Origin of the sequence: Dulcicalothrix desertica PCC 7102 (genome assembly GCF_003991905.1) — a bacterium.
Taxonomy (GTDB): domain Bacteria; phylum Cyanobacteriota; class Cyanobacteriia; order Cyanobacteriales; family Nostocaceae; genus Dulcicalothrix; species Dulcicalothrix desertica.
The window spans coordinates 154,565-175,837 of sequence record NZ_RSCL01000012.1 but is presented as its reverse complement, the minus strand read 5'-3'; the positions used below and the strand labels follow the sequence as shown (position 1 = coordinate 175,837).

Below are 21,273 nucleotides of genomic sequence, written 5' to 3'. Positions count from 1 at the left end.
ATTGCTATTCTGAGTTACCTGTTAAAATTATACAAATACGGGAGTATTTATACGACCTTCATGAGTAAAAAGCAAATGATAAGTTAGGTAAAATTTTCAAAGCGGAAGTGATGGAAATTTATAGGCTGTATAAAATGTGTCTTTAATTAAATTATACTTAGTTAAAAACTCTACAGTATATGCATGAAATCGGTGGCGCCTTGTAAATAACAGCAGCTTGCAGTGTCAAAATTGCGCTACGATACAGTAGGAAGTTTTAACTTCAACTTGTATTTTAGAGTTGCTAGAGTACCTTGTATGAAAAATTATTATTTAAAATTTCTTTTTAGAGGTAAAGAAAATCCTTTCATTTGCATAGTAGAGAAACAAACAGCTAACAGAATTCAAGAATGCCTTTTAAATCGAGACCGTGTAACAGATGGTGGATTTATTGAAATTGAACAAGCATCAAAAAAAGAGAACGTTTATGTGAAAATAAGTCAAATTCAAATGTGTCAGGTTTTATGGGATAATGGTATCGTAGAAAGTAATGACGAAGACGAAGATTTGTGTAACGATGATGCTTTAGAAAGTAACGGGAAAGAAAACGAAGAAGGTTATTCCTTACTTTTAATTTTAAGTGGTGTGAACCAAATATTCCGCTACAGTGATATGAAACCCGATAACTTGCAGGAAATAATTGATAGCGTAACAGATATAACAAACGAAATCTCAGAAGAGTTTTTTATTCGACTCATAGATGACGATGGTGAAGTTAACCTTGTAAAAGCGAACGATATAATTCTAATGGAATGCCTAAATCCTGCTGTTTATGAGAATGACTTCAATTTTGAGCTTAATTAAGTAATAAGCTTCCTTGAAATATAACGTTAATGAGTTAGTGTTTTTCGCATTAATATTATTTTAATTCCGAGTCAACTGCTATGTTTACAACTTTTAATAACCATAAGATTTCATCACGCCAGTATACTTATATTACTATTTATACTAATTATAAAAATAAAACATCGATATTATCTCAATAAAAACGCTTAAATCATAATATTCATGTTAAAAAAATACTTAAAATTCTTTGAGCTTTAGTAAATAACCGCCAATGTATAGTTTCTACTGCTTTTAGATTAAAATATAAAAAGTATATTTAATTAAAAATTAAACTTTTATAGCACAATAAACATGAATAATGTAACTAAAGTCTAACTGATAAATACAATCATTAATAATAATTATATTCAGAAAATAAAACTGTATGACTAATGATGCTGACAACCAGCGACGAGAAATACCAGAGGGGAAAATTTCAATTTCCGAGCGTATCGCGCAAGGCGGGAATCCACCTCCTAACGTTAGAGCGAATCCGGAAAAATATTACTACGACCCTGAATCAAAACAATATCCACGTCGTCCCGAACCAATTCCAGATTTTTCAACTTTTGGTGGACAACGAGAAATACCATGCTTTCCCAAGGGAACTCTTGTTGTTACTGTGTCGGGATTAGTTCCGATTGAATCACTCACTCCATACATGAGCGTACTCTCCTTTGACGAAGTAGGAAAGACTATTTGCAGTAAATCGGTAACAGTGCTTTTGCGTAGTCAAACAGTACATTTAGTTAAAATTTTGACTGATTGCGATACTATTTACGTTACCAGGCGCCATAGATTTTGGGTAGAAAACAAAAAACGATGGATTGCTGCAAAAGATTTGGAACCAGGTATGCTGCTATGGGCGCTTACCTCCGGAGTCTCCGAGGTTAAAAGTATAGATGCTCTCACAGTTGTAGAGCAAGATACATACAATCTTACAGTGGATGACTTTCACACGTACTTTGTGGGTTTTCAAGGTTTTCTCGTTCATAATGCCTCTGAAGTGCCGCTGGGCAAAATCTATGTTGGTCGCGACTCAGAAGGGAACATTATTTATGTAGGGAAAACAAAACAAGACCTATTAGACCGGGAATCTCAGCATCATGATGAAGGCGCCATAAAACCCAAAAAATATGGTTTTAAAATAGATATGAAACTTGAGGTAGTTATAGACGGGCTTACAGACGACCAAATGTATTTTCACGAACGTCGTATTTATGATGAGCTAGGAGGTAGAGATAAGCTTAAGAACATCATCGAACCGATGGGTGATGAAAAAATCAATCAATTGATTGAAAAATATTGTTGAATAATATATATATTTGAAGAATCAGACCAAAAATTGGATTATTGAATTAAGAGTTGGAGTTAAAACTATGGCATGGGAAGAATTTGAGCGTAACGGTACTACAGGGGTAAGCGGTGATGAGCCAGTTGACGAGATTATGCTAGCATTGAAGCGAATATCCACAGCTTATGAAGACAGATTCTCTAGAAAGCCTACTGTGGATGAGGTACTTTACGCCTTAGAAACAGTCCTTACTACCCATCCTTCACGTTATGTGTCTGATACAAAAGGTTTAAAATTAGGCGAAATTATTATTAAACCTAATGACCATGAAAAAGGACTTGATGACATAGATACTACCCAATATGAAGGAGTATATACTGAAGCGACAATACCCGGATATTACGTTGTATTGCAACGCAGTCCTAATGAGCATAATCAGTCCAAAACTGAAATTATAAAAATCCCTGTGCTAGAACTTGAAAAAGACACTTTAATTTGCAAATATGAAATATTGAAACATGATATTACTGATGAAATGGCACAATTGTTAATTAAAAATGTATTGCTAAATGAATACTGCGATAACTATTACAGGAATCAAGCCAATATGATTGATTTTATTAATTTAAAATTTAATACTCATCATCAGATTTTATATAAATAGTAAAAAATCTAGTGACCCATTCAGATAATTAGTTAACATTTTCTCAAAATTGCATATAATATATAGGAGTGTTAATTTATGACTTGGGAAGAGTTAGAGCGAAACGGACTTAAAGTTTTAGCAGGTAAATATGAAGCCTCCGCTGGTGCAGACCCGCCTGGTTATCTTTTTGTGTCACTACGAGGTTCACAAAATAACAATCAAACAGAAGTTGATGTTATAAAAATTACAAAACTTGACTTAAATGAGCGAAATTTATTATGTGAGTATGATATCTTAACTTCAGATATATCAGCAATAATGGCTCAAACACTAATCTTAACGGTAGTTCTGAGTGAATTTTACGATGATTATTTCGATGATAAGGCTGAAGGGCGTTGATTTTATAAGGAATCTTAAGGCATGAATACACATCTTCACTCCTAATTAGTTCATACGCATAATATATAGCTATAGCTTATAATGTAGATATGTTATATGTAAATATGTAACATTCCTACTGCTTAAACTGGATTGTAAAAATAACAACCATAACATTATGTATAAATACAATCCCTTACACTGTTTACCTTCAACTACAGAATTACCATGTTCTGATGACAAACCTGTGGACAGCGAATTGCAAATACTAATTCCAAACTTACTACTGGCAATTTTATCTACTATTTGGCATAATCGCGACGATTGGTATTTTGGTATAAATATGGGAATATATTATGACCCAACTCAAGATGCTATTGTCCCTGACGCTTTTCTCAGTTTGGGTGTAGAAAGATTTGTTGGAGAAAATGGACGTTCTAGCTATGGGCTTTGGGAAGAAGATAATATTATGCCAACCTTGGCATTAGAGGTTGTATCTCAAACCTATAACGGCGAATATGAGCAGAAGAAAACTGACTATGCTCAACTAGGTATTCTATATTATGTCATTTATGCACCTACACGTTTAAGACGCAGGCGCCAACGCTTAGAAGTTTACCGTTTAATAGACGGTGAATATATTTTACAACCTGGTTATAAAATTTGGATGCCGGAAATTGGTTTAGGTATTGGACGTGAAGGTGGAACGTATCAAGGGCGAACTCGTGAATGGTTATTTTGGTATAGTGAAGACGGAACACGATATTTGACGCAAGAAGAGCAAATGCAAAACTTATTAGAAAAATTGCGTCAACAAGGAATTGACCCGAATACACTTTAAGCGAACACTCAAGGTATTGCTCATTACTCTGGCGCCTAAAATCAAAAGGTTTTGCCGTTATTTACCTTTGAGTTAAATCAATTAATTGCTGCTGTAACTGTAAGGATATTGTGAGCGACTATGTAAGCACAAGTTGAGCAATATATTCCTTGAAACCCTATTAACCTCATAGAGCCTAAAAGTAGAAATGGAGGTTTTGAAAGTATAAGTTGAGCGAACATTATATTTAGAAATTATAAGTTGAGCAAATATTTTCTACACGCGCGCTCATAAATGTATAGTGTTGTGCTGACATAAACCGTAGTAAAGGCTTACACACTAAGGAGGAGGGGCTATATTTTCTTTTTGTAAGCATAAATTGAGCGAGTCGTTTTGTAAGCATGAAGTGAGCAAGTTGCTCAACTTATGCTTACAGTCACATGTACGTTGGACTGTGACGTAGAGAATAATACTTTGTAGACTTGATTCGGTTTTCTGGAATAAAAAGTAGTGAAAACCGAACCAAGCAGATATGGTGCCCCTGCTCTCCAGATGGCGCCTACAAAACAAGACTTATAGCTTAGTTCTCTCTGCGAATCAATGCACAGATGTGAAAATCAATGCTAGGGGAGGCGCCAAGGAGTGAACCTGAATGATATTACATGATTGCGTTAGAATGATTCTGACTTGACCAAAAACGTAAACCACTTTTGGGTATGGTTGACATTTTTGATTCTGTGGTAAAGTTGGATTAGAAAGGTCGATTTTGGGGGTAAATTGGGGGTAAAAAAGGTTGTAAACCGTGAAAGTACTGAAAAAATGGGTTCGTTGGAAGACTGAAAATCCTCGTGTCACGAGTTCAAGTCTCGTTCCTGGCATCCCTTTAAAATCTAAGTTATTCCTTACGGAGCAAGGGTTTTAGAGGATGAGTCGAAGAAGGTGTAATGCAATTTTTGGGTACCTTTAGGTCGATTTGAATTAAAAAATGGTGTAAAGATGGTGTAATCCTTGTCTATAATGGAAAGTGCATTACACCATCTTAAACTCATGACTATTAAAACTGCAACTGGTAGGACCCCCAAGGGTTCTGTATCGGTCATTTTGTCTAATGGTCGTATTCAGCTACGCTTCCACTTTGCTGGCAAGCGTTACTATATATCTACAGGCTACCCAGATACCCCACATCATCAAAAACTAGCCCAACTCAAGGCTTCGGAGATTGAGAAAGATATTTTGTACGAGCGCTTTGACCCCAAGGATTTGAGCAAGTACACGCCAGAAGGCGCTCCCCGTAAGGTTACACCAGTTACACCACCAAAAAAGGTTCAACCAAATTTATCCGAATTGTGGGAGAAGTATACAGAATTCCAGCGTCCTAATTTATCTCCAAGTACGTTAGCGAAAGATTATAAGCGAGTTGAGCGTTGTATAAATTTGCACTTACCAAGCAAGTCTGTTGATGATGCAATTGCAATTAGGGATTGGTTAGTTAAAAATAAACCACCGAATTCAGCCAAGCGAATGCTGACAGAACTTTCTGCTTGCTGTAAGTGGTCAGTGAAATCAAAACTGATTACAGAAAATCCGTTTACCGACATGGCTGGTGACATTAGAGTCCCTAGAGGACAATCTGAAGACACAGATATTGACCCCTTTAGCTTAGAAGAACGAGACAAAATCATCGAAACTTTTAAAAACGATCGTTACTACAAGCACTATGCTGCTTTCATTGAATTTCTGTTCATGACTGGTTGTAGACCATCCGAGGCAGTTGGTTTGCAATGGAGGCATATTGCAAATGACTTTAAGACGGTACGGTTTGAACAAGCAGTAGTTGTATCTGAAAATGGTTTGGTTTGCAAGCAAGGATTGAAGACTCAGAGGAGGCGCCAGTTTCCAGTCAATCCCAAGTTAGCAGCACTGTTACAGTCGATAAAACCAGAAGGCGCCACCGATGATATGAAAGTATTTCCGGCGCCAAAGGGGGGATGGATTCATGCCGATAATCTGACAAATAGAGGTTGGCGTGCGGTTCTGGAAAAATTGGATAGCAAGATGGAGTACCGCAAGCTTTATCAGACCAGACACACCTTTATTACAGCAGCATTGGAAACACCCATTACAATGCCGGATGGAACAATCAAAATGCTAGATGCCAAGGATGTTGCCAAATTAGTTGGTACAAGTGCCAAGATGATTTATGAGCATTATGCGGGAGCTATGAAAAAATTGTTTGTGCCAGAGTTTTAGGTTGTGTGCTTTTGTATGAACGGTTGTGGCGAACTTGTCATGACCGTATCAGTTTTTGGATGTAATACAACGGCGCCCAATACTGCTCGGTTAAGCCTTTTTAGGTATAAAAAAACGCAATATTAAGGGTTTCAGCCTAGGGTGTTGACTTTGTTAGAAATTAGGTAAAAATTCTTCATACAAGTTTATTGATTAATGAAAACTGTAACTGTTATTTTGGGATAAGTGCAGTATTTGCTTTTAAAAATTAGATCATCTGACGGGCGATAAGTTGGGCAAATAATCCGTCTTGCTGGGCTAGTTGGGCAAATGTTCCCTGTTGCACAATGCGACCTGCATCTAAAACGTAAATTCGGTCGGCGTTGCGAACTGTGCTGAGTCTATGGGCAATTACAATCCGTGTCACCTTAAGCTGATCTAAGCTTTGGCTAACAATCTCTTGGGTGCGGTTATCGAGGGCACTGGTGGCTTCGTCAAATAACAATATTTTGGGTTTTAGTACAAGCGACCTGGCAATTAGCAATCGCTGCCGTTGTCCCCCAGAAAGATTCGTGCCGCCTTCACTTATAATAGTGTGCATCCCCATCGGCATTGCTTCAATATCTGCGGCAAACCCTGCCATCCGGGCTGCTTCCTTGGCCTCATCCATCGAAATCAAGGCGCCGCTTGCAATATTCTCAAACAGTGGAGCGGACATTAAGCGGCTATTTTGCAGCACCACACCAAGCTGGCGCCGTACAGCGTTTACATTCAATCCGTTTAAATCTTGCCCATCGTAATAAATGCTACCTGACTCAGGTGTGTCGAAGCCCAAGAGCAACCGAAACAGCGTTGATTTGCCGCTACCCGACGGTCCTACCAAAGCAATAAACTCACCCGGTTCCGCATGTATACTTACATCATCGAGGGTTAATGCTCCGTCCGAACGATAGCGGAAAATCACATGGTCTACGATTACCTTTCCCATTAATCTTCCCGGGTCGGTTTTGCTAGCGTCCACTTCAGGAATGGCACTCAGAATTGGTTGCGCGCGTTTCCAAAGAGGTAAAACTTGCAGTACATCGACCACGGTACTGCTCAAGCTGGTTGCACCACTAATAAATGTGCCAAACGCTGCATTAAATGCCAGAAAGGTTCCCGTGGATAAGCTACCACCTTGAGACTGAGATTGCTTTAGCAACGTGATGGCAAACCAGAAGAGAGCAGCCGTTGTGAGCGCGGGCAGCACCTTGTTGATCACTGCCAGACTGTCTTCAATTCCCTGAGTAGCTAGGATCAATTTGAGTTGGTGTCGATACTGTTTGCCCCAGTAGGCAAAGGCTCTAGACTCTGCACCCGCTACGCGCAGTTTCGTCACACCATTGATTAACTGCACTACCACACCAAAGAGTTTGCCTTGTCGCTCCAGCAAAGGATTAACCTGGCGTAGGGTGAGAATACCGGAGACGATCGTCACTGCGATGTTGACTAACGCCACAACCACAGCAATAAGTGCCAGTGGTGCGCTGTAGAAGAACAGCAGCACCAAATTGAGTAACGAAAACAGGCTGGAGAAGATCGTTTTGAGAACGGTGTTAGTCAGTTTTTTGTGGATTTGGCTAATTGCGCTAACCCGTGAGTTGAGATCGCCGATTGCATACTGACGAAAAAATGATACTTTCAATTTCAGTAATCGATCCCACACCCCCGCCTGAATTGAAGAATTGGCAAAGGTATCCAAGCGCATTAAGGCAAAGCCTTGCGTCAGTTCAAAGAGCGCGGCACCAAAAGCAGTTGCCAATAGCCCCAACGCGATTTGTCCTAATAAGCTGCGATTAGCATCGGGAATTGCACTGTCGATCAAAATGGCAGTAGCTTGGGGAGTCAGCATTTCGAGTAGTGCCGCCAAAATGCCAGTACATAGAATAATTACGAGTTCCTTGATATGTCCCCGCACGGCAAATTGCATTAGGCTCTGGGTTTTGAGGACGAGCGGTAGAGGTCGATAGAAGGTATAGCCTGTCGCAGCAAGTGTCCCCGCGCGGTGACGATCTACTGGAGTACGGGTAAGTGTTAACGGGTCAAGCAGTTCGTAACGGGTGTCTGAAATAGGCAGTAGTGCAACAGGATGGTTTTCTTCTAGGGTATATGCCAGCATCGGGCCACCATCTTTCTGCCACCAGTTATCGCGCAATGTTACCCGCCGCATTCGCACCCTAGAGGCACGAGCAATCGCCTCTATCGGCTCTCGCACCCGGTCGATATCTTCTGACTTGGCAGGTGGCTCAATAGCAATTCCTAGTGCTTTACCCACTGCTCCAGCCGCTAGCAGCAGCGCTTGATACGAATCGATTTTGTGTACTATATTATGGGTATGGGTATGGGAGTGTGTTGGGTTTTGGGAATATAAGACAGATGCCAGGTCTACTAGGGTATCCTCCATTGCCTGACGATTGAGACGATCTTTTTCCTCAAACCACGCTGCGGAACTATTTAGTTGAGTATTTTCGTGTAATTGCATCGTTAAATTTTCTCCTCAAGAGCTTCCCCTTCGCTGCGAATCAAATGTAAATAGGCGCCTTCAACCTGTTGTAATGCCTCATGGGTGCCGCGCTGCACCACTTTTCCCCGCTCCAAAACGATGATTTCATCACAATCGCGAATGGTGCTGAGGCGATGTGCCACGATGATACAGGTGCAACTACGCTGCCTAAGATTCTGATTGATAATGTTCTCTGTCTCAGCATCGAGCGCACTTGTGGCTTCATCCATTACCAACACGCTGGGATTGTTTACTAGCGCGCGGGCGATTTCCAGGCGTTGTCTTTGTCCACCACTTAAGTTGGTTGCCCCTTCTAACAAGTCCGCATCGTAGCCACCTGGTTGCGCCAGCACCACCTCATGAATGGCAGCATCTCGACAAGCTCGAATTAAATCAGATTCGGGAACCGTTGAATCCCAAAGCGTTAAGTTATCCCGGATGCTGCCGCCAAAGAGGACGATATCTTGCTCAACAAGGGAAATCCCCGTTACAATTGCTGCGCGCGAAATTTGTGACCGTAGTCGCCCATCGAACCGAATTTCACCCTGCCACGGTTCATATAGCCCACAAATCAGCTTGGCAATAGTTGACTTACCCGACCCACTACTACCCACCAGCGCAATTCGTTGTCCTGGTTTGAGTGAAAGATTGAAGTTTTCAATCAACGGTGGTGCAACTCGGTTGTAGCCGAAGGTGAGGTTGCAAAGTTCGACGTAGCCTTGTAGTTTGGTGGGAGTGATGGCGCCTGCTACTTTATTAAGAGCCAACTGCGGATCAATTGGATTTTTTAACACATCATCGAGACGGTTTAAATCCCCTTCCACAACTTGCAAATCGCTGGCTAAACTGACGAGTGTGTTGACGGGTTCCATAAACCGTTGCATCAATCCCTGGAATGCCACTAACATACCAAGGCTAAGAACGCCATCCATGACCCGCAGTCCACCAATCACCAGTAGTAGCATTGAGGCGATTGCTGATAGCAACGATGGTACTAAGTTCAGAGATTGGTTCGAGACGTTAAGCGCTTGCTGTACATTGTTAGATTTGGCGTAGTATCCTGCCCATCGAGCAAAGAAGTCAGACTCTAACCCGGATGCTTTAAGGGTTTCCATACTTTGCAGCCCAGCGATTGCCACACCACTTACTTTGCCCTGCTCCTGCATCAATTGCATATTGGAGTCTACTTGTCGGCGTGAAACAAATCTCCAAGCCATAATATTGATAATGACAAACGCAATACCAATGGCAGTTAAAACGACATCATATTGCAGCATAACTATCGCATAAAAAACTACCGTTACCACTGAAATTAAAGTAGTTGCCAACTGTCCAGAAAGAATGCCAGCTAAATTATCATTCAAGCTGAAGCGGCTGCTAATTTCGCCAGCAAACCGTTGATCGTAAAAGCTCACTGGGAGACGTAGAATATGCCACAAAAAGCGGCTTGACATGCCGACCGATAGCTTGATTTTCATCCGACGCAGAAACTGCAACTCCAGCAGTGTCAAAAAACCATTCAGTACGCCTGTCAACAAAATGCCAATAATTAGTGGTCGCAACCACTCCTCTCGATTTTGCACTAACACGTCATCTACAAATACGCGCGAAAACGCCGCCATTGCCAACCCTGGAATTACCAGTAGCAATCCTGCTAGCACACAGTAGATTAAGGTGCCCAATGAACCCTGTAGTCGTTCCCAGAGTGATAGCAAAATACTGGGCTTTTTTCCCCCCGGTTGAAACTCGGTGCCAGGTTTTAGTGACAGAACAATGCCAGTGAACGACTCTGCAAATTCTGTGCGGGAAACGGTGCGTGGTCCTGTAGCTGGATCATTGAGATAAACACGCCTTTTACTGAATCCTTCGACCACCAAGAAATGGTTTAAATTCCAAAACACAATGTAAGGACAAACTAATTGCTGCAACCTTTCCAGGTCTGTCTTAAGTCCTTTTGCCTCCAGCCCATAGCTTCGTGCGACCAAAAGGATATTAGCGGCTTTGCTACCGTCGCGCGAAATGCCACACTTCTGCCGCAGTTCAGCCAGGGGAACGATACGCTTGTAGTAGTAGAGAATAATTCCTAAAGCTGCTGCACCACATTCGACGGCTTCCATTTGGAGTAGCGTGGGCGTATGTCTGCGTCGTCGTATCCATTTCTGTTTCAGCCATTGTATTGGCGCCCGAATACATTTTTGTAGGATTTGCATATTAGTAAACCCCCGTCCAAGATTTGAGGATGGGAAATACAAACGAAATTGGCGCCCGTTCTTCCACAGTGACGCGCACCGTCGTTGGGGTGCCAGAGGTAATTTTCTGGCGAGGACCTTTAGAGGATGACCACTTCCAACCACTGAAAGTGGAAGTATCAGGCTGAAGTGTGGCAAATGCCTGAAGTTGTGGACCTTGAGATAGCAACCCTTTGACCACTTCGGCACTACCGACTAAACTGACGGCGCCTTCTTGTGTGACCGGAAAGGCGGAGATATTGCTGACAGTACCGACAATACCCCCAAATTCTTCTCGCTTAACAGTAGTGGGCGTTATTTGGAGTTTCATGCCGGGTTTCAGCTTTTTGCCTTCGCCAGGGGCAAAAAAGGTAACACTCATTAGTTTGCCAGAACGCTCTTGCGCCTCAATCGATCCAAGCGCGTTTCCTTGAGCAATTAGTTGTCCGGGGGTTGTTGAGAGTTCAATTACCCGTCCGGTATAATTACTAGTAATTTGGCTAGTGTTTTTGAGTTGCAGTTCAAGTTGAGCGATTTCTCGTTGCGTTTCCTGTATCTCTTTTTTACGATTGGTTACAGCATCTAAATCTTGTTGTGCTTGGCTGGCTTTTTTGGTATCCAGTTCTTTTAACTGAGCCTGAATCTCTTGGATGGAGTTGAGATTTTCTAGAAATTGCCGTTGTGCATCCGCTTCTTTGACATCCAGTTGTTTGAGTTGAGATTGAACATCATTGACTTTGGTTTGTGCATCAATAAACTCTTGCCGTGCTTGCAGCACCGAATCCCCAGAAATTGCACCTTCTTTTAATAACTGCTGGCGAATCTCGAATCGCTGTTTGAGCGTCGGTAGCAGTTCACGGGTGGTTTGCAAACGTTGCTGAAGGTTTTGGCGGTCGCTGCGAATAGATTCTAAACCCTTATCGCGCAACAAGGGACTTACTGAGCGCCGAGTTTGCAAACTGTTTGAGAGTGTAGCTCGCTGCTGTTGTAGTGCAACTTGATCTAACCCAATTCGTTGCTGTTGCAAAGTGTTAGCATTGTTATACTGCAAAAGAAGTTGCCCAAGTTTAGCCTGCGACTGTTGCAGTCTCTTTTGCAGTTCCGCCTGGTCGAGCATCGCAATTACCTGTCCTTTTTTGACCATATCACCAACGCGAACATTCAAGGTAAGAAGGCGCCCTGCCCCCGGACTTTGGAACGGCATCACTTTACTAGGGAAAATCAATACACCCTGTCCTGAGACTGTCACTGGAATTCGACCCACCACGCTCCAGGCTACCCCTGCGGCGATTATTGTACCGAACGCTGCCAGCGGAATCCATTTCTGGAAGCTGACAACTTGCATAATTTGATCGAGTCGCTCAGGCGATGAAATTCTCTCTAATGCTTCTTTACGGAATAAATTATGCTTTTGCGTAAACATAGGGGCGCCTGTTAAGGAATGTGATAGGAAATTGGGGAATGAGAAGGTTGCGAAGACCGTAACGCATTAATCATTGAAGGAGATTGCATTTTGCTGCACTAACGCACCTAGTACAGCATGGCGGAAATAAACCTACCATTAGAAGTCTTGAAGAAATCCCAGTTTGCAGCCTTTGAAAATGGTAGGCGTATTTACGCCGCACGGTACTAGCCTGCTCAGGAGTGGATAAAACATTGGGATAAAAACTTTTATTTCCTCTGTGCCCTCTGCGTCTCTGTGGTGAAAAAATTTATACATCCTATCATAGAGATCACGAGAGTTCACAGAGATTTTATTGCCATAAACTAGGATTCATGAGTCACCAAGATGTGGGCTAACTAACGCACCCTACGACTCAAAATCCTACAGAATTATAGTATGAGTCAGCAGCGCCAATCCAGTTTAATAACCTATTGTGAAGGTACGATTAGATGGTACCCCTGGAAGTGTAATCGGCTCTCCAAGTGTAATAGGCGGATTCGATTCAGGCTTTGGATTTAGTCCAAACCCACTGGGGGCAGCTCGACTAGCCCCTGGTGACTTCTCTTGACCTGTTGCTAATTGGACTATTTGTAAAGCGCTAATTCCAAGCAGACCAAATACTGGTACGCCTGCCCACCAAAATCCACCTGCTACTGCTTCCAACTGCTCATCAGCAAGTTCGACCATGCCCGTGGTTTCCGTAAAGGGTTGGGCGAGGGCAATCGCTTGAATCACTTCTTCTTTTGTGAAACTGTAGCCATGTTGTTGCCCCAGTTCTACCGCCATATTTACCAGGTTTTCCTCATCGGTTGCAAATTGAAACTGTAGTTGTAGTTCTGGGTCTTGTGATACAACTTGATAAAATTGATTGACATTTTCGATTGACATGGATTTTTCCTTGATGGATAAGTTTTTGTTTGAACTGAAAAAATATTGCGAATAAAATCAGTCAGTAGGATACAGAAGGCAAGCTACTGACTATAGCCTTATCTTCTTCTTTGTTCTTCCCGCGAATTATTGGAAGACTCATTTTTTTTAACGCCATCGTAAATCTGGTAACCAGTTTTTCCAGCATTAATTGCATCTTCTCCGTATGTATTTCTTTGAGGAACTTTTTTAACATTACCTCCTACTTTTTTTGCACAGGGTTGAATTTTACGAAATAGACTAAACACACCACCATATGATGGAGAAACATTAACAGCAATAGTTGTCGTTACAGTTGTTACAGCGAAAAAGACAGCCAAAAAACGTTGATTAAACATCTGATTTCCTTTTTTGAGTCTAAGTTTGTAAGTTTTTAGTAGCATTGTAATTTGGACAATTTTGTCTTCATAGACAACTTTTTAGGAATTAATCATTGACACAAATCTGATTTTGGCAAATCAATACTATAGAGTTTTTGGGAAATGCAAGGTGAGCGCTTGTTTGTTACTCCTTTGCTCTTTCTTAATACCAATACTATTCTTTATGAAAATGCTATACATCTACCTTTTCTGCTTGTTTGTGTGCAGTATTAATACCTGGATAATGCATGAATGTGATTGCCTGATTGCAGAAAACTGCATAATTAATTCATGAGTAGGTGACGCAGGCGGTGGGTTTTTCTATAATTAACGTTTCACGATCAGCAATTTGAACTGATGTAGTTGGTTGGCTCGCATCGTTGATCAGAGATTTGAAGCAACCCCTGGTCTCCTCAATTGAGGTTAAATATGGCGCCATATGTTTTCTCACAAACTGAAGCATGGGAGCGCGCGAGCAAGAAACTACCCAAATCCCATTCGGAATATTTTCAGCATCGATTTGAAGCTGAATCGCATTGGCAATCAGAGAAATCAACCGCCCCATTTTTTGCAAATCCTGCCGGATAAAACCGTAGGAATATCGAATGGTGTCTGGCGCCAGACGATGGGTAATCATCCAGCCCACAACTTGTCCCTGATAACGTAAACCCAAGCTATTCAACGGCTCTAAGTTTTTTTCTGGTTGAAATGGATACAAATCTCTGGGAATCCAGGGAGACGATGCCTGCGTTTGTTGAATTGCAAGACACTCGGCGGTTGTAATATCCTGCCAAGGGAAAATTTCATAAACCGAAGGTAGGGTTTGCCGCCGCATCCAGGGGGCATTGGCGATGATTTCAGTACTAGACCGACAGACCAACATCCGAGGTTGGGGCAATGTCCAGTTACCCTTTTGCAACAAACGTTCCAGAGCTTTTGTGGTTGGTTGTCCCGTCGTATAAATAAAATGCGCGCTGGAGCAACCACGCAAACTTAATTCTGCTGTCAACCTCTCCAAAAGTGCGGCGCCTACTCCTTGTTGACGGTGAGTTGGTTGCACAAAAATGGAAAGTACTTCCGCCGATTGCCCCGATGGGCGAATCTCTGCTAGAGCTAAACCAATCGGTTGATTGGCAGCATCAGAAGCAGCGATCGCCACAGTCGAGGGCGCCAGTTTTAATTCTTGCAGGCGCCATCGGTAAAGCGGAAACGTGAATGGCTGATACGAGATCGCAGTAAACGCATTATCAAGGCAATTGAATGTGTACATTTTAGGATGGCTTCTTAATACCCTTTACAAAAGGTGGGTGGTGCTGCTGAAATCTGCTGTGCCTTATAGGTTAATTCTCAGCCCTCTTTCTTGCTGCGATTGCTTGACAAATGCCCCCTGTTGTCTATCAATAGCTGAAACCTTAAAAACAGGTTGCGGAGCTGTGTATGGCCTTAATGTCTCTGAGGGAGCTGATTCAACTCCAAAAGGTTTAGCCCCTCCTCCTGCAATCGCTTCCAATTCAAGATCGCTCAACTCCTCACTGGCAGGATTGACAGGCAAAACCAGATGTTTAACCGTGGGTGTGTCTTCGTAAACTCGAATCTCCAATGATGTCGGTAATGTCAGACTTGTTGCTTCTGCGATAGCAGACTTTGGCTCGCTCAATAGTAGAGTTTTGAAGGTTTCATTGGTTAATGCTAGCTTGATCACTTGTCCTGCTAATGGTTCAATCTCCTCTATATCTATTCCTTCGGGTATTTCATTTGCTTGTGGCAATACGTAGTTGATCAAATTAGATGTATTTTCATGCACTTGCACCTCCACGAAACTGGGAAATTCCAGCCCGTATTCAACAAAAATAGACTTGGGATTGTTCAGCAGCTTATTTTTCAGTGATTCATCAATCCAAGCTAGAGCTAGAACTTCTTGAACTTTTTCAATATTTGCAATCGTTGTCATGGAATGTCTCCTAATTAATTGTTTGTTTGAGGTAAATTTCGTTATTGGACTTTCTACCTATTTAGTACAATAGCTAATTAATATCGTTTGTATCAGTGACTTTTATGCTCATAAACGTGCATAAAACTGCATTGCTTATTTTGTAGTTAACAGCCAAATCCGTTCTAGCTTTTCAACACTTAGTCTAAAAATAGCAATTTTACATTTACGATAAGCAATAATTGTTAATAAAAATATCAAAGGTGCTAATACAATTAAATATCCGGCAATTGGATTCACAGGAATATTATTTTCTTTACTACCAGAGACTTGAGGTGGAATAGCTATTTGTAAATACATGGTTATTCTCAGTTAAAATAAAAAATTTAAAAGCTAAATCTACCGCCCAGTGATTGTATTAATGGCTCGACAATAACTATTAGCACATTGAGGCAGCCAGCTATTACACGCCCAAGCAGCATCCTCGCGTTTGTGTCCCCACCAAATAATGACACGCCCCAGTTGTTGGTCAGTATATTTGTGTAAGCAAGTCCAATCACTTGTACGGTTCGCTGCGCCAGCAGGTACGGTAGTGGTTACAGCAAAAATTGTTGAAACGAAAATTAGAGCAAATTTGCTTTTTATCGATTGATTAGAATTATTAGACATAATTTTTCTCTTTTAAAAATAGAGTTTTGGGAAAATGCAGAATTAGCTTTTTTGTTAGCTATTTCGTTTTTTCTTAATATCAATACTATTTTTAATTCAAATCTTATACATTCACTTTTTATGTATATTTGCGTGCGGTTTTAACACCTGAAGAATGCACGAAAATGATTGCTTGATTGCAGAAAACTGCATTCCAGTAAAGTGGTGATGTCGGTCGAGTTTCTAATTACAAGCTCTACTTAACAGCAATTGCCCTGATGGTAATCGATATAATCCTTGTGGCTCCACTATTGGGTCGCCTTTTTTCCAAGGACGCGATGTTGGTTCAACATTACGTACATCACCAGTTGTATAAGTAGAAATTAATACGTCTCCTGGGCTATTGCGTAAGGCGCCTGAGCCTGTAATTGTAAAAGTGTTTTCTTCTCGCTTGGCGCCGCGTGCAATGCAGCTATTGGCAATAAGTGCATTAGTATCAATCACGTTTGGCGATAACTCGGTAAAGCTGTTTTGAATAGAACTGTTATCGGGTTGATTAAGATTTATTGTACCGGAAATGCCTAATTCTGAACTGGCAGTAATATCACTTTTCTCAGTTGGTTTTGGACGTGACTCGATACCGAAGATACCTTGCGAGTTAATTTGGATGTTTCCACCAGTTCCACTGAAGGCATCAGCGCTAATGTCGCTATCTTCGTTTTCGAGAGCAATAATGAACTTGCCATCAAAGTTAATGTTGCCGCCATTACCCCCTGCCTTATCCGTTCCAGCAGTAGCTGAAATTAGGCTGTTGCGCCGCAACAAAGTTAGGTCTTTGACATTCAACGAAATGTTTCCGCCAGTAGTACTAGCAGTTTTAGCGGTGATGGAACCTTGTTGATTTAATACTAACCGACTCGCTTGCAGTGATATATTGCCGCCGATGCCACTACCCCGACTATCTACTGCAATAGTGGCGCCGTCTTCAATTTGCACCAGTCTAGGATCAATAATGATGTTACCACCGATACCAGTAGAGTTGTCAGTTGTGGTGGCAAATAGTCCTGTACCTCGTCCAGTCAGGAAAAGTTGATCGTTTACCTGGACGGTGAGGTTGCCTGCTGAACCACTACTAGAGGTATTCGTTGCGACTTTTGCCCCTCCACTCAGGGTAAACTTCTCTGCATTAATGCCAATTTCTCCAGCTTTTCCGATGCCTGATGTGGAGGCTGAAATTTCCACTCCGTCTTTCAAGGTCAGTTGTTGGGTAGTAAAATTCATATTTCCGGCATTACCGATGTTGCTAGTTTCCACAGCTAATTTTCCAGAACCAGCAATGGTGATTGATTGAGGCGCCGTTACAATTAAGTCACCCCCTTTACCGCTACCAGAGGTGGATGCCGAAATCTTTGAGTTGGGAGTTAATGCAATATCTAAATCGGGTTGATTGTTGTAGGGATTAAGTCGTAAAGTGCCAGCCGGCGCCTCTCCTTTGGTTTCGGCAAAAATACCAACGATACCTGCCAAATTTAAGTTGGATGCGTTGAGGGTAATACTGCCACCACCTTGGGGATTGGTTGCGTTTGCGGTAGCAGTGGCAGTAATGCGCGCCTGCTCTGAAAGGCTTAGGCTAAGAGTGTTGATGGTAATATTGCCTGCTTTCCCTGCCCCACTGGTTTCGACGGAAAGCACAGGAGACAAATTATCCTGCCTTATAAGGTCTACAGAGGTAGGTGCATTCACAAAAATGCTGCCACTATCACCAGTACTGGCAGTTTCGGCTAAGACTCGCGCGTCTCCAGCAACAACCAGCGTTGGCGCAAGGAAGGTGATATTCCCCGCTTTTCCACCGCTACTAGTTCTGGCGGAGATGGTGCTGTTGTCTGCAATGCTAATACCCTGATTCGCTCTGAATATAATATTTCCAGCTGGATTCCCTCCACGGGTATCGCTTTCAATACGGCTATTGCTGAAGGTGAGATTACCGATGCTATTTAACGTTACATTTCCAGCTTGACCTCTGTCATTTAAATTGATTTTTTTAGTTGGGTTGCTAGGGTCAGAACAAGGAGGAAACAGACATACTTCTACCTGTTGAGCCGTCAGAATACTCGTCTGGTTAATGAGCAGGTTGCCAAAGCCGTTGATCTGCACCTCCCCAGATTTGCTACCAGACGCAACTGTGTTAATAGTAAATCCAGATATGCCCTTACCCGCTTCCAGGGTCACGATTCCGCCATCCCTTGACGCTCCTCCCTCGGAAACGGAAAACGAATCGAGCAAGGTAGAATCGCCGAAAATTATTCCACTTTTAGCACTTAAACGAATCGCTCCTCCGTTCCCTGAATTGTCTGAACCTGAGTACGAGTATGAGGACAAGCGCGCGTTGTCTAGAAATATATTGCCTGAGTCGGCAACAACAGAAATCTCCCCACCATTCGCCGCAGTGCCCAAACTCGATACTGAGTTTGAGGAAAAAGATGAGGAAAAGGACGTGTTTTTTTCTAAGAAGATGTTGCCGGAGTGGGTAACGATGGAAATTGCGCCTCCATTCCCCGCAGTACCTAAGTTCGAGTTTGAGGACGAGGACGAGGACGAGGAAGAGATGGTAATATTGCCAGAGTTGGTGGTAAAATAAATCGGCCCTCCGTGCCCCCCATTACTTTTATACCCTGAATCCGTGTGTGAGTCCAAATCCGAGGACGAGAGAAGGGAGATATTGCCGGAGTTTGTGGCGAAAGAAATCGCACCCCCGTTTCCCCCTTTACCCGATAATGAGGACGAAAACGCGGTTGTTCGTGAGTTGGTTAGTAAAATGTTGCCGGAGTTAGTGGCGAAAGACAGCGCCCCTCCATTGCCTGAGTTGCCTGTGTACGCGCGCGACTCTAAGATCAACCGCGTGTTAGTTAGGGAAATATCGCCGGAGTTGGTCACGAAGGATATTGCCCCCGCATTACCTGCACTGCTTGAGTCCGAGAACGAGAATGAACGGGAGTTGGAGCCTAAGCCTGAGTCGGTTAGGGAGATATTCCCGGAGTTGCTGGAGAGGGAAATAGACCCCCCATTACTCGCATTGTCCGTGAACGAGAACGAGTCCAAGCTCGATTTGGTTAGGGAGATATTACCGGAGTTGCTGGAGAGGGAAATAGACCCCCCATTGCCAGTACCACCTGCACCAGAGTCGAGACGGGTATTACTAAAACCGCTGGAACCAATGATCGCAATATCCCCCCGCCCATACACCCGAATATCGCCTCCGTTGGTTCCTGGAACATTTAGACTGGCATCCACATTTCCTCGAATCGATATCCTCCCTGGCAAGGTGTTGGGAATGAACTGGTTGGTCAACAGCACCAATCCCGCTGGTTGATCAATTTGAATGCCCTTCCTTATCGGATTGCCAAACTCAAGTGCAGGTATGCCATTTATAGTGATATCTGCCCTTGAGGGTGTGACGGTTCCCCGAAGCAATGGATTGGTAGGGAGCCCTCCTAACTTTGCCCAATCTATCCCAACTCGGACATCCAATGTGGCTTGAGTACTACCATTAATCGCGACAGGCGCCGCAACTGGATCAACACTTCTAACGCTACCATCGCTATTCGGCGTAGCTTTATATTCCATCAAGTTAAAGTTTGCCAGATCAGCATAGGTCTTGCTGCTATTAAACTTCGTTGTATTGCTGGGGTTAATCGTAGCACCAGTATCCCCAGTTTCTTTAATAGTGACATTGCCCAGACTAACACTCCCACCTGCCAAAATGTGCAGCGATGCCCCTATATAATCCCCCAAGGCAACATCACCATTGGTAAGAATAATTGAGCCACGAGAACTGGATAAATTGCCCAAACTACCATTTAACCGTTCAGTTCTAAAACTGCCACCGCTCCGAAAATGAGCATCACTCCCCACCGTACCATCAGAGCGCAGTACTAAATTCCCACCTGCAAATAACCCGCTATTGGGGTGACTTAGTGCAGCAATATCAACTCCCTGATTCCCCTGTACCAGTAAATTTCTGCCTGCCGATGCCACAAACGGGATGTTTATGCTGTCTCGCGCTATCACCGTATTGGCTGCTAACCTCAAATCTCCACCAGCTACCAATTGTCCTTGCAGGTCGAGTTGATCGGCGCCCAGGCTCAAGTCTTGTCCAGTAATGAGGTTGCCACGATTGGTAAGCACACTACCCGCTGGGATCGAACCAGTTTGTAATCCGAGGGGGACGTTGATACTCAACTGTGGTGGTGCTTGGGGAGTGGTGGCACTGAATTCGTTGCCGTCAGTAAATTTGACATTATTTGCAGTGCTTGCCGAAAAGGAACCTTGAATATCTAACTGAGCATTAAACCCAAATAAAATTCCATTGGGATTAATCAAAAACAAATTTGATGTACCAAGCACTCCCAAAGTACCGAAAATATTTGATGCATTTTTACCTGTTACGCGCGTCAATATATTTTCTACTCCAGTGGGATTGACAAAATACACCCGTTGCCCATCTTTAATATTAAACTCGCTAAAACTATGAAAAAGATTGCTGCCACGTGTTGCACCACCCTCAATTTTGTCACCTAGGGCGCCGTTAATTATCTGATTTTGATTGAGTCGAGGAGCTTCTTGTTCGAGCGTGTTATCGGGTGTGATTTGTCCTTGAACGGGTGAAACAAAGGCAAATGCAGCGAATATTAAAGATAAATAACAAATAATTTTAATACTGAGTTTTTCAGGCTGATGTACTTGGCTCATAAATAATCTGCCTTGGATAAAATAAAATCCAGTGAACTACTAATGTGAATATTTTTTGTAATACGTCCACATTATCATTAATAGACAGCAACGCACGGAGTATCAGGTTTGGCGCCAAAAATTTAAACCATGCTCGCAACCATTTCAGTGTCAGTCTATTTTATACATAAACAACCAGCAGCGAGCAACTGCCGAAACAATTACTTACTGCTGCA

Annotated in this window: 16 protein-coding genes; 6 read left to right on the top strand and 10 right to left on the bottom strand. The window is 42.6% G+C overall.

Annotated features, from left to right (window positions below; genetic code table 11):
• Window positions 1-297 precede the first annotated feature (297 nt).
• From DSM106972_RS24750 to DSM106972_RS24725, 6 genes are all read left to right on the top strand, one after another.
• Window positions 298-843 (top strand): hypothetical protein, encoded by a 546-nt coding sequence (locus DSM106972_RS24750; protein WP_127083202.1) that lies wholly within the window; start codon window positions 298-300, stop codon window positions 841-843.
• Between the two features lie 406 nt (window positions 844-1,249).
• On the top strand, window positions 1,250-2,176 hold the full coding sequence (locus tag DSM106972_RS24745) for a Hint domain-containing protein (RefSeq protein ID WP_127083201.1): 927 nt from the start codon (window positions 1,250-1,252) through the stop codon (window positions 2,174-2,176).
• A gap of 67 nt (window positions 2,177-2,243) precedes the next feature.
• A complete protein-coding gene (locus DSM106972_RS24740) occupies window positions 2,244-2,822 on the top strand; it encodes a hypothetical protein (protein ID WP_127083200.1) in 579 nt (192 codons plus the stop codon).
• A 78-nt stretch (window positions 2,823-2,900) separates the two neighbouring features.
• Complete coding sequence (locus DSM106972_RS24735; RefSeq protein ID WP_186538755.1) at window positions 2,901-3,203, top strand: hypothetical protein; 303 nt, start codon at window positions 2,901-2,903, stop codon at window positions 3,201-3,203.
• 157 nt (window positions 3,204-3,360) lie between these two features.
• Window positions 3,361-4,023, top strand: a complete 663-nt coding sequence (locus DSM106972_RS24730; RefSeq protein ID WP_127083199.1) for a Uma2 family endonuclease — start codon at window positions 3,361-3,363, stop codon at window positions 4,021-4,023.
• A gap of 1,026 nt (window positions 4,024-5,049) precedes the next feature.
• Window positions 5,050-6,252 (top strand): Arm DNA-binding domain-containing protein, encoded by a 1,203-nt coding sequence (locus DSM106972_RS24725; RefSeq protein ID WP_127083198.1) that lies wholly within the window; start codon window positions 5,050-5,052, stop codon window positions 6,250-6,252.
• 247 nt (window positions 6,253-6,499) lie between these two features.
• Here DSM106972_RS24725 and DSM106972_RS24720 read toward each other — a convergent pair whose 3' ends face one another.
• From DSM106972_RS24720 to DSM106972_RS24675, 10 genes are all read right to left on the bottom strand, one after another.
• Entirely contained in the window at window positions 6,500-8,752 is a 2,253-nt protein-coding gene (locus DSM106972_RS24720) for an NHLP bacteriocin export ABC transporter permease/ATPase subunit (protein WP_127083197.1), read from the bottom strand.
• Between the two features lie 2 nt (window positions 8,753-8,754).
• Complete coding sequence (locus DSM106972_RS24715; RefSeq protein WP_201800778.1) at window positions 8,755-10,983, bottom strand: NHLP family bacteriocin export ABC transporter peptidase/permease/ATPase subunit; 2,229 nt, start codon at window positions 10,981-10,983, stop codon at window positions 8,755-8,757.
• A 1-nt stretch (window position 10,984) separates the two neighbouring features.
• Complete coding sequence (locus tag DSM106972_RS24710) at window positions 10,985-12,424, bottom strand: NHLP bacteriocin system secretion protein (protein WP_127083196.1); 1,440 nt, start codon at window positions 12,422-12,424, stop codon at window positions 10,985-10,987.
• A 441-nt stretch (window positions 12,425-12,865) separates the two neighbouring features.
• On the bottom strand, window positions 12,866-13,333 hold the full coding sequence (locus DSM106972_RS24705) for a Nif11-like leader peptide family natural product precursor (RefSeq protein ID WP_127083195.1): 468 nt from the start codon (window positions 13,331-13,333) through the stop codon (window positions 12,866-12,868).
• A gap of 98 nt (window positions 13,334-13,431) precedes the next feature.
• Window positions 13,432-13,710, bottom strand: a complete 279-nt coding sequence (locus tag DSM106972_RS24700) for a hypothetical protein (RefSeq protein WP_127083194.1) — start codon at window positions 13,708-13,710, stop codon at window positions 13,432-13,434.
• Between the two features lie 310 nt (window positions 13,711-14,020).
• Window positions 14,021-15,001: a GNAT family N-acetyltransferase gene (locus DSM106972_RS24695; protein WP_127083193.1), complete on the bottom strand. Its 981-nt coding sequence runs from the start codon at window positions 14,999-15,001 to the stop codon at window positions 14,021-14,023.
• Window positions 15,002-15,064: 63 nt separating this feature from the next.
• On the bottom strand, window positions 15,065-15,682 hold the full coding sequence (locus tag DSM106972_RS24690) for an NHLP leader peptide family RiPP precursor (protein ID WP_127083192.1): 618 nt from the start codon (window positions 15,680-15,682) through the stop codon (window positions 15,065-15,067).
• A gap of 135 nt (window positions 15,683-15,817) precedes the next feature.
• Window positions 15,818-16,021, bottom strand: coding sequence for a hypothetical protein (locus DSM106972_RS24685; protein WP_127083191.1), 204 nt, complete (start codon window positions 16,019-16,021; stop codon window positions 15,818-15,820).
• A 39-nt stretch (window positions 16,022-16,060) separates the two neighbouring features.
• A complete protein-coding gene (locus DSM106972_RS24680; RefSeq protein ID WP_127083190.1) occupies window positions 16,061-16,330 on the bottom strand; it encodes a hypothetical protein in 270 nt (89 codons plus the stop codon).
• 222 nt (window positions 16,331-16,552) lie between these two features.
• Entirely contained in the window at window positions 16,553-21,058 is a 4,506-nt protein-coding gene (locus tag DSM106972_RS24675; protein ID WP_127083189.1) for a two-partner secretion domain-containing protein, read from the bottom strand.
• Between the last annotated feature and the right edge of the window lie 215 nt (window positions 21,059-21,273).

Coding starts and splice junctions, on each gene's coding strand:
- DSM106972_RS24700 (WP_127083194.1), bottom strand. CDS start 13,710: ATGTTTAATCAACGTTTTTTGGCTGTCTTTTTCGCTGTAACAACTGTA.
- DSM106972_RS24730 (WP_127083199.1), top strand. CDS start 3,361: ATGTATAAATACAATCCCTTACACTGTTTACCTTCAACTACAGAATTA.
- DSM106972_RS24740 (WP_127083200.1), top strand. CDS start 2,244: ATGGCATGGGAAGAATTTGAGCGTAACGGTACTACAGGGGTAAGCGGT.
- DSM106972_RS24735 (WP_186538755.1), top strand. CDS start 2,901: ATGACTTGGGAAGAGTTAGAGCGAAACGGACTTAAAGTTTTAGCAGGT.
- DSM106972_RS24695 (WP_127083193.1), bottom strand. CDS start 15,001: ATGTACACATTCAATTGCCTTGATAATGCGTTTACTGCGATCTCGTAT.
- DSM106972_RS24685 (WP_127083191.1), bottom strand. CDS start 16,021: ATGTATTTACAAATAGCTATTCCACCTCAAGTCTCTGGTAGTAAAGAA.
- DSM106972_RS24680 (WP_127083190.1), bottom strand. CDS start 16,330: ATGTCTAATAATTCTAATCAATCGATAAAAAGCAAATTTGCTCTAATT.
- DSM106972_RS24715 (WP_201800778.1), bottom strand. CDS start 10,983: ATGCAAATCCTACAAAAATGTATTCGGGCGCCAATACAATGGCTGAAA.
- DSM106972_RS24750 (WP_127083202.1), top strand. CDS start 298: ATGAAAAATTATTATTTAAAATTTCTTTTTAGAGGTAAAGAAAATCCT.
- DSM106972_RS24745 (WP_127083201.1), top strand. CDS start 1,250: ATGACTAATGATGCTGACAACCAGCGACGAGAAATACCAGAGGGGAAA.
- DSM106972_RS24720 (WP_127083197.1), bottom strand. CDS start 8,752: ATGCAATTACACGAAAATACTCAACTAAATAGTTCCGCAGCGTGGTTT.
- DSM106972_RS24705 (WP_127083195.1), bottom strand. CDS start 13,333: ATGTCAATCGAAAATGTCAATCAATTTTATCAAGTTGTATCACAAGAC.
- DSM106972_RS24725 (WP_127083198.1), top strand. CDS start 5,050: ATGACTATTAAAACTGCAACTGGTAGGACCCCCAAGGGTTCTGTATCG.
- DSM106972_RS24710 (WP_127083196.1), bottom strand. CDS start 12,424: ATGTTTACGCAAAAGCATAATTTATTCCGTAAAGAAGCATTAGAGAGA.
- DSM106972_RS24675 (WP_127083189.1), bottom strand. CDS start 21,058: ATGAGCCAAGTACATCAGCCTGAAAAACTCAGTATTAAAATTATTTGT.
- DSM106972_RS24690 (WP_127083192.1), bottom strand. CDS start 15,682: ATGACAACGATTGCAAATATTGAAAAAGTTCAAGAAGTTCTAGCTCTA.